Annotated in this window: 12 protein-coding genes; 6 read left to right on the top strand and 6 right to left on the bottom strand. The window is 40.8% G+C overall.

Annotation, left to right across the window (positions count from 1 at the left end):
• The first annotated feature begins 214 nt into the window (after window positions 1-214).
• From ACOI22_RS14465 to ACOI22_RS14455, 3 genes are read left to right on the top strand one after another with little or no spacing between them, the layout of a single operon-like run.
• Window positions 215-979 (top strand): phosphate/phosphite/phosphonate ABC transporter substrate-binding protein, encoded by a 765-nt coding sequence (locus ACOI22_RS14465; RefSeq protein WP_420672827.1) that lies wholly within the window; start codon window positions 215-217, stop codon window positions 977-979.
• Window positions 954-2,603 (top strand): ATP-binding protein, encoded by a 1,650-nt coding sequence (locus ACOI22_RS14460; RefSeq protein ID WP_420672826.1) that lies wholly within the window; start codon window positions 954-956, stop codon window positions 2,601-2,603. Before ACOI22_RS14465 ends, ACOI22_RS14460 begins: the two co-directional genes overlap by 26 nt.
• 22 nt (window positions 2,604-2,625) lie before the next feature.
• Complete coding sequence (locus ACOI22_RS14455; protein ID WP_420672825.1) at window positions 2,626-3,891, top strand: HD domain-containing phosphohydrolase; 1,266 nt, start codon at window positions 2,626-2,628, stop codon at window positions 3,889-3,891.
• Window positions 3,892-3,924: 33 nt separating this feature from the next.
• Here ACOI22_RS14455 and ACOI22_RS14450 read toward each other — a convergent pair whose 3' ends face one another.
• The 6 genes from ACOI22_RS14450 to cyaY form a co-directional block, all read right to left on the bottom strand.
• Window positions 3,925-5,079 carry a heme biosynthesis HemY N-terminal domain-containing protein gene (locus ACOI22_RS14450; protein ID WP_420672824.1) on the bottom strand — a complete coding sequence of 385 codons (1,155 nt, stop codon included), beginning with the start codon at window positions 5,077-5,079 and terminating at the stop codon, window positions 3,925-3,927.
• Window positions 5,076-6,281 (bottom strand): uroporphyrinogen-III C-methyltransferase, encoded by a 1,206-nt coding sequence (locus ACOI22_RS14445; protein ID WP_420672823.1) that lies wholly within the window; start codon window positions 6,279-6,281, stop codon window positions 5,076-5,078. The genes ACOI22_RS14450 and ACOI22_RS14445 overlap by 4 nt, the downstream gene beginning before the upstream one ends.
• A complete protein-coding gene (locus tag ACOI22_RS14440) occupies window positions 6,274-7,002 on the bottom strand; it encodes a uroporphyrinogen-III synthase (protein WP_420672822.1) in 729 nt (242 codons plus the stop codon). Before ACOI22_RS14440 ends, ACOI22_RS14445 begins: the two co-directional genes overlap by 8 nt.
• Before the next feature lie 17 nt (window positions 7,003-7,019).
• A complete protein-coding gene (gene hemC / locus ACOI22_RS14435; RefSeq protein WP_420672821.1) occupies window positions 7,020-7,961 on the bottom strand; it encodes a hydroxymethylbilane synthase in 942 nt (313 codons plus the stop codon).
• Window positions 7,962-8,048: 87 nt separating this feature from the next.
• Window positions 8,049-8,720, bottom strand: a complete 672-nt coding sequence (locus ACOI22_RS14430) for an alpha/beta hydrolase (protein ID WP_420672820.1) — start codon at window positions 8,718-8,720, stop codon at window positions 8,049-8,051.
• An 18-nt stretch (window positions 8,721-8,738) separates the two neighbouring features.
• Window positions 8,739-9,065: an iron donor protein CyaY gene (cyaY, locus tag ACOI22_RS14425; protein WP_420672819.1), complete on the bottom strand. Its 327-nt coding sequence runs from the start codon at window positions 9,063-9,065 to the stop codon at window positions 8,739-8,741.
• Between the two features lie 158 nt (window positions 9,066-9,223).
• Between cyaY and gmk the strand changes: the two genes are divergently transcribed.
• From gmk to spoT, 3 genes are all read left to right on the top strand, one after another.
• On the top strand, window positions 9,224-9,868 hold the full coding sequence (gene gmk / locus ACOI22_RS14420; protein ID WP_420672818.1) for a guanylate kinase: 645 nt from the start codon (window positions 9,224-9,226) through the stop codon (window positions 9,866-9,868).
• Window positions 9,869-9,986: 118 nt separating this feature from the next.
• Window positions 9,987-10,259 carry a DNA-directed RNA polymerase subunit omega gene (gene rpoZ, locus ACOI22_RS14415; protein ID WP_420672817.1) on the top strand — a complete coding sequence of 91 codons (273 nt, stop codon included), beginning with the start codon at window positions 9,987-9,989 and terminating at the stop codon, window positions 10,257-10,259.
• A gap of 141 nt (window positions 10,260-10,400) precedes the next feature.
• Window positions 10,401-12,512, top strand: coding sequence for a bifunctional GTP diphosphokinase/guanosine-3',5'-bis pyrophosphate 3'-pyrophosphohydrolase (gene spoT / locus ACOI22_RS14410; RefSeq protein ID WP_420672816.1), 2,112 nt, complete (start codon window positions 10,401-10,403; stop codon window positions 12,510-12,512).

Below are 12,512 nucleotides of genomic sequence, written 5' to 3'. Positions count from 1 at the left end.
AAATCCAAATACCTATGTATGAACAATATGAGCCATCTACAGCGAATAGAAATTACCATTAAGCGCACAAATACCTTATCAACATTTGGTTTTATTAATGAGTTTGTTGTTTGCCAGTGGAGCACATACATGTAAACGCCTGTTAGTTTGCTTTTCACTTTTGTGTGCAAGCCCGCTTTGCGTTTCATATCAAAGCACTACTAAGGGTGAAAGTATGCCATTGCCAAACAATGAGCAAACTTTGGTGTTTGGCGTTGTGCCGCAGCAATCAGCTAAAAAACTGGCTGCAACGTGGGGGCCAATTATTCAGCGTTTATCAGGTGCTACTGGCCAGAAAATCACCTTTGCAACAGCGCCTTCAATTCCGGAGTTTGAAGCGCGCTTAAATAATCATGAATATGATATTGGCTACATGAATCCGTATCATTACGCGGTTTACTCTAAAAAGGCTGATTACCGCGCAATAGCTAAGCAAAAAGACAAACAAATAAAGGGTATTGTGGTGGTTGCAAAAGATTCAGGTTTTGCTTCCTTAAGTGATTTGAACAAAGGGAAAATGGCGTTTCCAGCTCCCTTAGCGTTTGCCGCAACACTTATACCAAACGCTCATTTGAAGCTGCATAACATAGAAGTTGAACAGCGTTTTGTAAAGTCACATGACTCGGTTTATTTAGGTGTTGCGAATGGTTTTTTTCAGGCAGGCGGGGGTATTTTAAGAACCTTTAACGCTAGCCCTAAGCAGGTGCGAGACAAATTACGGATATTGTGGAAAAGTGACGGCTACACGCCTCATGCAATTGCTTTAAGCCCTAAAGTAGGTGAAGGCATGCAAAAGGCGCTAACAAAAGCGTTGCTCGATATAAACGATTATGAATTATTAAATGCGATTGGGTTTAGTGGATTTACTGCGGCAAATGACGCCGAATGGGATTCAATAAGGGCAATGAATATTAATGTTACGACTGAGCCTTCGCAGTAAAACTATATTTGGCGTTGCAGCAATTGAAGGGATATTGCTGATTGCCATGGTGTTTAGTGCTATTCACTTTTTTGCAAAAACGGCAAATAGTGACTTACAAAAGCGGGCAAATACAACCGCAAGGTTGTTTGCCACAATGGCAGAAGACGCCGTGTTGTCGTATGACTTGGCCTCACTCGACACCTTCGTAAACGACATAATGGAGAACCCTGATATTCGTTACGCTAGGGTCCTAAATACGCAAGGTGATATTTTTGCGCAAGCAGGGCATGAAAAAGACTTACAAAAGTTGTTTCGTGAAGATAGCAATTTGGAAGGGGTGGATGATGGCATTTATGACACATTCGCCTTAATTGAAGAAGGTGAGGAAGTTTACGCCCGTGTTGAAGTGGGTATTGGCATCACCGGCTTAAATGAAAATTTACTCACAATAAAGAAATGGTTGAGTACGCTTGCAGCCACAGAAATGTTGCTAGTGGCTTTGTTTTCATATTTGTTAGGCAGCTATTTAACCAGGCAATTGAGCCTATTAACGGTAGCGGCAAATAAAGTGAAACAAGCGATTGGAAGTGGCGATTTTAGCCACACGAAGGTAGACATAACAAGTAAAGATGAAATTAGTGACGTAGCATTAAATTTTAACTTGTTGATAGATGAGCTGCAGGCTAAAGCGCAACAAACCCAAGAGTATCAGGCTGAGTTGGAACGCTTTAACCAAAGTTTAGAACAAAAAGTTGAGCAACGAACCGCTGAGCTAGTCACTAAACATAAGCAGTTGCAGCGGGTGAACATAAATTTAAAAGAGACACAGCAACAATTGGTGCAAAACGAAAAATTGGTATCTATGGGGCAACTAGCGGCGGGCCTTGCTCACGAAGTGAATAACCCAATAGGTTTTGTATGTAGTAACTTAGAAACATTAAAAAACTACGTAGGTACATACGACCAGTTACTTATATTAATCAACCAAGCGATGAGTGCAGAGGATGAAACAGTGAAGAACAAGTTACAGACCGATATTCAAAGCATTATTATCGATCAAGACATGCAGTTTGTGAGTGAAGACATGGACGTATTGCTAAGTGATATGGAAGAAGGTCTTCAGCGCGTAACTGATATTGTTCAAAATATGTCGGTGTTTGCACGAGTAGATAGTGATCATAAACAACTGTTTGATATTAATGATTGTATTCGCTCAACCTACAAAATGGTAGAGAAACAAATAAGCGAAAAAGCTGAATTACGTTTAGAACTCAGCGATTTACCTCATGTAGAAATTAACGTGGGCAAAATGAATCAAGTGTTTACCAATTTGCTTATTAATGCGGCCCAGGCAATGGACAATATCGAGAAAGGTTCAATCTTGATATCTTCAAGAGTAGTAGATAAACAAATACTAATTTATGTAACTGATACTGCTTGCGGTATAGAACCCAGTGCATTGAAAAAAGTATTTGACCCATTCTACACCACTAAGAAGGAAGGCGAGGGCACAGGCTTAGGTTTAGCCATTTCTTACGACATCATTAAAGAGCATAACGGCGACTTAGCCGTTTCTAGCGAATTGGGAAAAGGTAGTCAATTTACGATTTCCTTGCCTTTGACCAACGCTGTATTGCATTAGCCTTTTGAGAATATAGCTACATATGCCAGAAAAAAAGCAATTTACCGTACTATTTTTAGATGACGAACCCAATATTTTGCGTGCTATGAAGCGCTTGTTTCATGGTCGCCAAAATAGATTGGTATTAGTTGATGACGGCAACAAAGCGTTAGATTTCATGAAAAATAACGAAATTCATGTGGTGGTATGTGATATGAAAATGCCAGCCATGAACGGTGAGGCGTTCTTGGAACAAGTAGCGCAGCTATACCCTGATACATACAGAATTGTATTATCAGGGTATGCAGATGCCGATAGATTACTGAACGCCGTTAATAAAGGGCGTATACATCGTTATATTCAAAAGCCGTGGTCAAACGAGGCGCTTATAGCCGCTATAGAAGATGGTACAAATAATTTTCGTTTAAAGTTTGAAAATGATGACTTGCAAAAAAAGGTAAGTGAGCAAAACCGACGATTGAGCTTGTTAAACTCTTCCTTAGAAGAGCGAGTTGAGCTACGAACTGTCCAAATGAAAACCGCCATTAAACGAGCTGATATGCAAGGCATTGCAACTAAAAAGGTGCTTTGTAATGCCTTAAATAGCTTACCATTTGTTGATGTTAATTTTGGTAAGCGAGTAAGCCAATTAGCCGTTAAAATGGCGCATGCCTTACAATTAGATGCAAAAGAAATTGAAGATATTAAATTTGCCGGCTTAATCGCCGAGTTGGGCTTTGTTGGTTTAAATGAAAATATTTATACCAATGCTTACACAAAGATGACGCCAAAGCAGCAATCTGAATATAACAATCAAGGCAATATAGCCTTGCTGATTCTATCTCCGGCTATACACCTAAAACCTATATGCGAAATGTTGGTTAATCAATTTGAGTTTGTAGATGGGAGTGGCCACCCAAAAGGTTTGAAGAAGAAAGAGATCCCCATTGGTGCACAAATTATTGGTACTGTTCGTGATTACTATCGGCTTACTTTAGGCCGCTACGACGGCGAGAAATACAGCAACAAAGTTGCTATAGGAAAATTAAATCAGTTTGCTGGACTGCATTATAGTAAACAGGTACTAAGTGCATTGGAAGGCGTAATGCTGGTTGAAAATAGCGCTTCGCAGTCAGAGGGTTTGAGTACGCGTGACCTTGCAAATGGCATGACCTTAACGGAAGCTATTTATAATGAAAAAGATATTTTGGTAATGCCGCAAGGCCAAACGCTAGATGAATCTGCTATTGCTAAACTAAAAGCGCTCGAAGAGCGCAATAGTTTTTCACTCACCATATTTGCTAAATAAGTTTAGCTTGTTCTATATAGTAGTCGTTAATTGCTAACTTAGTAATTCATGATACAAGGCGTTAGCTGCAGCAACATCATTGCTGCGCTCTAAAGCCAAGGCTAATAACTTCATATCTTCTTTACTGTGTTTAAGCTCAAGTGCTTTTCGCATCGCTTTAATGCACAAAGGCATATCACCGCTGTTAAATGCCAAGTGCCCCAACACTGAAAATAAGGTTGGGTTAGTAGGCTGCGCCTTAATCTCACTTTCAATAAAACGCATTGAAGCTGCTGGGTTAGCTAATTGTAGCTGCTTGAACAATGGCCAATAAGAGTGATGTGAATTCTTAGACGCAAATTTAATTAATTCAGGCTCTACGTCGGCATGTAAACCTTGGTCAATAAGCAGTTGAATATAAGCTACTTGATTAGCTTCATCTTTCTTGGCTTGTCTTGAAAGGCTTTGCCAATGCTGTTTAAGGGCGTTCGCTCCATGTTTGCTTGCAATAGCGGCAAACTCACTGTGCATGCACTCACCCACCCAAGTAATGTAGTCGTCACCTAATAACTTTTTGTTGTTAGTCGCCAAGGTTTTAATTTGAGGCCAGTCTTGCAATGCGGCCAGAATTTTTAATTTCAGTACAACAAAAGATTTTGTTTGCCTTGCTTTCCCTTCAATGGCAGAAAGTAAGTTCATTGCCTCTTGAGGGTCACCTTGTATAAGGGTAATTTCTGCCTGTTTTAAAATCGCTATTGCTTCTGCTTCTGGGTTGTCAGTAGCGGTAATTAAATAGGCTTGTGCTTGGTCATAATTACCCGCTTGCATCTCTAATTCAGCCGCAATAAGAGCGTTGGTGCCATAAAAATCGCCGCCTAGGGTTTTTCGTATATTGGCTAAAGCAGTGTTAGGCTCATTCAAAAGCATGGCATTTATACTTTGGTAAAAAGCCTTACGTTGCTGGCGCCTAGAAAATGAACCCAACCAGTTTTTAGAACCGGCTATTGAACGATAGATTTTCTTTACCGCCCATTCAAGCAACCAAAATATTATTACTGCGAAAAATATAATAATCGCGCAGCTTATTAACGACATTTCAATTACGGTGCTTGGCAATGCTATTACTACTCTGCCATCAATCCCCATAAGGGTATGGCCGAATAATAAGCCGAAAAATAATATAACTAGCAGTATAATCAATTTTATCATTGCGCAGTCCCTTCTTCGTCATTTTGCGCTTCTACAGAAGGGCTTAAAGAAGAGTTATAAAGTGACTGAATACGCTGTTCTATTAAGCGCTTAAGAGAAGCTTGCGCTTCAATTTTGTTAGGCATATCTTGCGTGAAATTAGTATTTTGTAGATTTTGTAAGCTTTCTAAAAAATTAGCTACTTTGTTGTCATCTAATAGGTAATTATCGGCAACGCCCGTCATGGCTGTTTGAATAGCGCTTTTAAACAAGGCTTCCTGTTCGTTTAACACGGCAGTTTGTGCCTGCGCTAATGCGTGTTTTATTTGCTCTTCAATCAACCACTGTTGTCTTTCAGCTAAGTAGGGCTCTAAAGGCGCATCAACGTGCTTAATGCTAATAAAGTCACCTACAATTGAGCGCCATGTTTTAGCTAAGTTCTGGCGCCAATCACTCACGTCTTCACTTAAATTGGTGTTTTCATCGGCATCCGCTTCAGGTAAACGCAGTGTATCCATTGGTAAATCTTTAACTAAAGCAGACAAACCCGAAATTTCAAGGGCTACTGAGCTTGATGATACAAGGCTTACTTGTTGTAGCGCCTGCATATCGGATGCAAGTTGCTTTCTGATGGGGAATAATGATGGGTCATTTAAGTCTACTAAACGTTGGTCAGCTTCACTTAATAACGTAAAAGCGGTTTCAACATCTTTTTCCAAATACAACTTGCGTCCCGCCATATTCACCAGGTAATTGGCTTCAGCTAGAAGCCAATCAGAAGGGCGGCGTCCCGACATTTCTGCTACACGTTGTCCCAGTCCTTCGTTTACGCTTGCTAGCGACTCAAGCTCTTGCTTAAGTTCATTCACTGTTTCAAGCAAAGCGGCTTGTTCATTGTTCAATTGCGTCGCTTGGTTTTTTACGTTTGCAGCTAATTGGTTTTGTTGCGTTTTGGTATCATCAAGTGCCGACTCTACTGCTTTTAGCGCCGAATTTTCCTGCGAGGTGTTTTGATGTATTTGCGAGTAATACCAGTATGCACCAGCCACCAAAGCCAATACAATCAACAGGTTAAGCAAGGTAAAAAACCACAAAGCCCCGGTTTTATTTTGCTTGCTGTCTTTAGGGGGTTTCGCCTGATCTGTAGAGTCTATAATAACGGCTTCATCTATCGCGTTAGAAGACTTTGAAGATTGATTACTCGATTTACTTACATCAGACATGCACAACTCCTGTGTGTACTAAGTGTTGGGCGCATTTGACTAATGCGTCATTGCTAGCGCCCTTACTCACAATAATTTTTGTTATTCCTAGGCCTACAGCATAATCTTTTATGCGTTCACTTGCGACTATCCAGTGCAATTTCTTACACCACTGTTCATCAAAAGTAGATAAGGCGGCTTGGGTCAATTCAATACTGGTAACAATAATACACTGAATATGGCTTTGCTCAAAAGATTCAGTAAAAGGCAGCTTAACGCGTTCATATGCATCAATGCAGGTAAGCTCTGCCCCCCTTTGTACTAACACCTGTGGAAGTAGGTTTCTACCGCCTTTCCCCTTTAGTATCACTACCTTTTTGTTAGTTAGCTTTTGTAAGCTAGGCAGCTGCAGCGCCCCTTCAGAGTTTTCAGGCTTGGCAATTTCTATTTGTAGTAATGGATTATATTGAGAGAGTGCTTGGGCCGTGCTGCTGCCAATACCAATTAGATGGCAAGCTTGTAGGTCAAAACTTATGTTCTGTTGAGCTAGCCATTCAACGGCATAGGTTGAAGTCACTATAACGATGTTTGCTTGCGCATTATTGAGCAAGTGGATGCAATTCGAATTAGTGCTTATTTTTACATCAAGCAATGGCGCCCCTAGGGCATTTAAGCCTTGGTTTTGAAAAGCCGAAGTACTCGCTTCGACTTTACTTTTAGGGCGCACAATAAGAAATGTCATGTTGAGGTGTTAGGTAACTAAACGGCGTCTAAAATAGCTCTAGCACCTTGAGCGAGTAACTCTTCCGCTAAGGCCTTGCCTAAGCGCTGAGCTGCTTCTGTATCATGCAGTTCACAGGCAATCTTATTGTTTACTTGTAACACGTCACTACCGTCAACCGATGACACAAGCGCGCGCATTTGAAGCGAGCCCTCAAAGTATTCTGCAAAGCTACCAATAGGCACTTGGCAGCCACCTTGAAGTGTTGCATTTAGCGCACGCTCTGCATGCACTCTTAGGGATGTTTCTGAGTGGTTAAGTGATTTAAGCATACTAATGAGCTCGCTGTCATCGTTTCTACACTCTATGCCAACTGCACCTTGGCCTACTGCTGGCAAACAAATATTAGGGCTAAGCTCTTCGGCTATACGGCTGTGCATGTCTAAACGAATCAGCCCAGCGGCAGCCAGAATAATGGCATCGTATTCGCCGTTATCTAGCTTTTGTAAGCGCGTATTCACATTTCCGCGCAAGTCCTTAATTGTTAAATCAGGTCGAAGTGCGCGCAATTGCGCCTGCCTGCGCAGGCTTGATGTTCCAATTACCGCGCCATGCGGTAGTTCATCAAAGGTTTTATAGGTATTAGATACCAATGCATCAAAAGGGTTTTCACGCTCGCAAATACAATGCAAGCCAAAACCCTCTGGAAACGCCACCGGAATATCTTTCATAGAATGCACTGCTAAATCAGCTCGTCCTTCTTGCATGGCAATTTCAAGCTCTTTAATAAACAGACCTTTGCCACCAATTTTCGCTAGGGGGGTGTCTAAAATGCGGTCACCCTGAGTTGACATAGGTACCAACTCTATAGTGGTTTCGGGGAAATTTTTTTCTAGCAGGTTTTTAACATAAAACGCTTGCCACATTGCCAAAGCACTTTTGCGAGTGGCTATGCGAATTAAAGATTTACTTGATGGCATTACAAGCACTCCGCTGATTCATTTATTCTTTTTAGCGTAAAACGTGCTGTAAACCTAGGTTTTTAGACACACGTTCTAAGCCATACATTATGCTAAGTGTTCGTTAATAAACTTAGCTATATCTTTTATTTCGGGTAAACACACGTTGTGCTGCATGATGTACTCTTTCCACACCGCCTTATAACCGTTGTTTTTAAGCGTAGTAAATGCAGTTTGGCCTAAAAATGGAGGGACCACTTCATCTTGTTGCCCGTGGCAACACAGTATAGGTGTGTTTAAATTAGCTTCATGCTTTTGTGACGCAAGTGATTCCGGCTCACACATGTACGTAGAAAGCGCAACAATGCCAGCTAAGCTTTGATTAAACCGAGTGCCTAAGTGCAAAGAAATTACGCCACCTTGTGAAAAACCAATTAGCATGATTTTGCTGGCGGGGATTCCGGCTGCAATTTCTGCCTCTATAATGGCTTGAACGCTATTACTTGATTCTACTACCCCTTCAACATCAGCACGGCTTCCCATATCAAGGGTTTTTATGTCGTACCAAGCACCCATTTGCATGCCGTTATTAATGGTTACTGGGCGAACAGGTGCATGAGGAAAAATAAATTTCACACCTAAAGAGTCGGCTAGGCCTAATTCGGGGGCAATGGGGGCAAAACCATTACCAGAATCACCTAGGCCATGTAACCAAATAATAGTTGCTTTGTGCTCACCTTTAGCCGCAATTTCAACTGCGGGTAATAATTCGTTCGCCATTTTAGTTCCTATGTAATATTAAGCTTCTACTGATAATTTAATGGGTACGCCAGCTTGTTTTGACAACGCTTCATTGAAAAATTCGTTGAATTCGCCGCCAAAACGCTCATCAATCCACTGGCCGTTAGTATAGTTAAAATGATGGCCATTAAATTTTGTTGCTACCCAAAGTTGTAACAAAGGCGGCTGTTTATTTAAAATAATTTTAGACTGGTCGGGCAGTATTAATGTTAGAATGCCTTCAGCACTTTCATAGTCTATATCTACTGATTCAAGCTCATCAAGGGCTTCTTCAATACGGATGAATAAATCGTCGATCATTTGATCATAAACGCTTTCGTTCATAAAAGGTCTCCAGAATGTGAGTGTTATTATCCACTTAATTTCTGGCTATGGTAGCATAAGTGCGCTTGAGTCTTGCATACTTAAACACGATATTTATGATTGTTTGAGTAAGCAAATTGTAGTGCGTTCATCAAATCCGAACATGTGGAAAAGCAAGTATGTCAAAACCTCTTGGAAATTTATTTATAGTCGCAGCACCTTCTGGCGCAGGCAAATCAAGCCTTATTAGTGCGTTAATTGAAAGAGCCAATGATGGCCAAATGTTTAATCCTGCTCAATTATCGGTATCGCATACCACACGTAAACCGCGCGATGGTGAAAAAAATGGTGAACATTATCACTTCATAGACGTATCTAAATTTGAAGCAATGATAAAAGAAGATGCATTTTATGAGCATGCCCAAGTGTTTGATAACTTTTACGGAACCTCCAAAGAGGCTATTTCAAATAGTTTAGAGGCTGGCATAGATGTATTTTTAGATATTGATTGGCAGGGCGCAAGGCAAATTAAAGCCGTAAATCCTGATGTCATCTCTATTTTTATTTTGCCGCCGTCGAAAGAAGAATTACACGCGCGTTTGGTGAGCCGTGGTAAAGACAGTGACGAAGTGATAGCAGGGCGTATGCGCAAAGCGCAAGATGAAATGAGTCATTACAATGAGTTTGACTACTTAATAGTAAATGACAATTTCACCCATGCATTAGAAGAGTTGATTACCGTTGTTAAAGCACATAGCTTGCGCACAAATAAACAGCAAACACGTTTTTCGGGTTTGCTAAATAGCTTACTAAGCGAAAAATAAGCTTAAAATTTGCGTAATAGCTAATAAAGTGCTTATTTTTTACTATATTCTTGTTGCTAAGTGCAGTATACTTCGCGACCATTTTTCACATATATAACGCTATAAATCGGAGCATTAAATGGCACGTGTAACAGTTGAAGACGCCGTAGATCAAATTGGAAATCGTTTTGACCTAGTATTAGTAGCCGCAAAGCGTGCTCGTCAAATCGCCATTGAAGGTAAAGATCCTATGGTAGATTCTGAAAATGATAAGCCTACCGTAATTGCTTTACGTGAAATTGAAGAAGGTTTAGTGACTGCGTCAACCGTAGAGCAAACTGAATTGCAAGATCAACGCGAGCAAGAAGCCGCTGAATTTGCATCAGTCGCGAGCATTTTAGCGAACAATTAATAGGCTGCTTGGCTAATTTTTAGCTAAGAGTTGTATTTTTATTAAAGACGTCGATATTTATCGGCGTTTTTGCGTTTGCAAAGTATCAAAATAAACGTATTCTTAAGTATCCATTATTTTGAAAATTGAACTATTTAAAACGTGTATTTATTTGAAGGCCTACAAACTAAGATTAGCGCATATCTGCCCCCACAACAGGTAGATTATGTGCGCGCAGCATATGTACTAGCGCGTGATGCTCACGAAGGCCAAACACGTTCAAGTGGTGACCCATACATTACCCATCCGGTAGCAGTAGCCAGTATTCTTGCTGATATGCGTCTTGACCATGAAACCCTTATGGCAGCCCTATTACACGACGTGATAGAAGATACCGATTACAGTAAAGAAGACTTAAGCTTAGCGTTTAACGAAACCGTAGCCGAATTAGTTGAAGGCGTGAGTAAACTCGATAAGCTCAAGTTTAACTCAAAGCAAGAAGCCCAAGCTGAAAACTTCCGTAAAATGCTGATGGCTATGGTGCAAGATATACGCGTTATTCTTATAAAACTTGCTGACAGAACTCATAATATGCGCACCCTTGGCGCGCTTCGCCCTGACAAACGCCGCAGAATAGCCTTAGAAACCTTAGAAATTTACTCGCCTCTTGCACATCGCCTTGGTATTCATGATATTAAAAACGAATTGGAAGACTTAGGCTTTCAAGCGATGTATCCGTTTCGTCACCGTGCATTAAAAAGCGCGGTTGCCCAAGCGCGCGGTAATCGTAAAGAAATTATTGAACGTACCCAGCAAGATGTGATTAATCGCTTAGACGATAATCAAATTAAAGGGCGCGTAATTGGCCGCGAAAAACATCTATATTCCATTTACCGAAAAATGCGCAGTAAAGAATTGTCGTTTACTGAAGTCATGGATATTTATGGCTTTCGTATTATTGTAGAGTCGGTTGATCATTGCTACCGCACCTTAGGTGCTATTCACGGTTTGTATAAGCCCATTGAAAATCGCTTCAAAGACTACATTGCTATACCTCGTAGCAATGGTTACCAATCATTGCATACATCGCTAAAAGGTTTGCATGGGATTCCCCTAGAAGTGCAAATTCGAACCGAAGATATGGATCAGTTAGCTGACAAAGGTGTTGCCGCACATTGGCTTTATAAAGAAAATACCGATAGAAGTAATACAGCCCAAATGCGGGCTAACCAATGGATGCAGTCTTTGGTTGAATTACAGCAACGTGCAAGTACCTCTGTAGAATTTATTGAGTCGGTTAAATCTGATTTATTTCCAGATGAAATTTATGTTTTCTCACCAAAAGGTAAAATTATTGAATTACCCACGGGCGCAACCGCGGTTGATTTTGCTTACGCGGTGCATTCTGATATTGGCAATATGTGCGTTGGCGCAAGAGTAGATCACAGAAACTACTCCTTAAGTACACCTCTTGAAAATGGCCAGAGCATAGAAATCATAACGTCTCCAAGAGCCAAGCCCAACGCAAACTGGCTTAATTTTGTAGTAAGTGCGCGAGCGCGATCTAATATACGCCACTATTTAAAACGCCAGCATACTCACGATGCCATAAGTATGGGTAACCGCCTATTACGTCATGCTTTAGGTACTATTAAGTTAGACGAAATTCCAGAAGACGAAATTCAGCGCGTACTAGATGAAACAAAATACGCAAGTTATGATGACTTATTATCAAATATTGGAATGGGCAACGAAATTAGCGCGATGATTGCAAGGCGCTTAGTAGGTGATAAACCTGAGATTGTTGATAAGAAAAGCACCGTAGCGATTAAAGGCACTGAAGGTTTAATGGTTCATTTTTCAAGGTGTTGCCATCCTATTCCTGATGATGAAATTGTGGCAATACTGAGCCCCGGACGCGGTGTAGTTATTCACCAAATTGGTTGTAATAATATTCGTAAATTATCAAAAGAAGAGCCGCAAAGAGTGTTACCTATGTTTTGGGACAAAGACGCCCACGGTGACTTTAAAGCCTCATTACGTGTAGAAGCGAGTACCCATCAAGGTACGTTAGCGGCACTTACCAGTGCCATTGCGGCTTGTGACTCTTCTATACTTAACTTGCAAACACTTGACCGTGATGACGGCAATTTGTCGATAGATATAGAGCTAACCACTAGAAATAGAATTCACTTCGCAACTATTATGCGTAAATTACGTACTTTGCCAGAACTGCATAAGGTGTCGAGGCACAGTTTAAATAAACAAAAATAA

Origin of the sequence: Glaciecola sp. 2405UD65-10 (assembly GCF_048820975.1) — a bacterium.
GTDB lineage: Bacteria > Pseudomonadota > Gammaproteobacteria > Enterobacterales > Alteromonadaceae > Glaciecola.
Note: the sequence above shows the minus strand (reverse complement) of the source record. Positions and strands in the feature narration are given on the sequence as shown.

Excerpts from the sequence above, each read along its gene's own strand:
- ACOI22_RS14430 (WP_420672820.1), bottom strand. The coding sequence starts at position 8,720 with ATGGCGAACGAATTATTACCCGCAGTTGAAATTGCGGCTAAAGGTGAG.
- hemC (WP_420672821.1), bottom strand. The coding sequence starts at position 7,961 with ATGCCATCAAGTAAATCTTTAATTCGCATAGCCACTCGCAAAAGTGCT.
- ACOI22_RS14440 (WP_420672822.1), bottom strand. The coding sequence starts at position 7,002 with ATGACATTTCTTATTGTGCGCCCTAAAAGTAAAGTCGAAGCGAGTACT.
- ACOI22_RS14455 (WP_420672825.1), top strand. The coding sequence starts at position 2,626 with ATGCCAGAAAAAAAGCAATTTACCGTACTATTTTTAGATGACGAACCC.
- ACOI22_RS14465 (WP_420672827.1), top strand. The coding sequence starts at position 215 with ATGCCATTGCCAAACAATGAGCAAACTTTGGTGTTTGGCGTTGTGCCG.
- ACOI22_RS14460 (WP_420672826.1), top strand. The coding sequence starts at position 954 with ATGTTACGACTGAGCCTTCGCAGTAAAACTATATTTGGCGTTGCAGCA.
- rpoZ (WP_420672817.1), top strand. The coding sequence starts at position 9,987 with ATGGCACGTGTAACAGTTGAAGACGCCGTAGATCAAATTGGAAATCGT.
- ACOI22_RS14450 (WP_420672824.1), bottom strand. The coding sequence starts at position 5,079 with ATGATAAAATTGATTATACTGCTAGTTATATTATTTTTCGGCTTATTA.
- ACOI22_RS14445 (WP_420672823.1), bottom strand. The coding sequence starts at position 6,281 with ATGTCTGATGTAAGTAAATCGAGTAATCAATCTTCAAAGTCTTCTAAC.
- cyaY (WP_420672819.1), bottom strand. The coding sequence starts at position 9,065 with ATGAACGAAAGCGTTTATGATCAAATGATCGACGATTTATTCATCCGT.
- gmk (WP_420672818.1), top strand. The coding sequence starts at position 9,224 with ATGTCAAAACCTCTTGGAAATTTATTTATAGTCGCAGCACCTTCTGGC.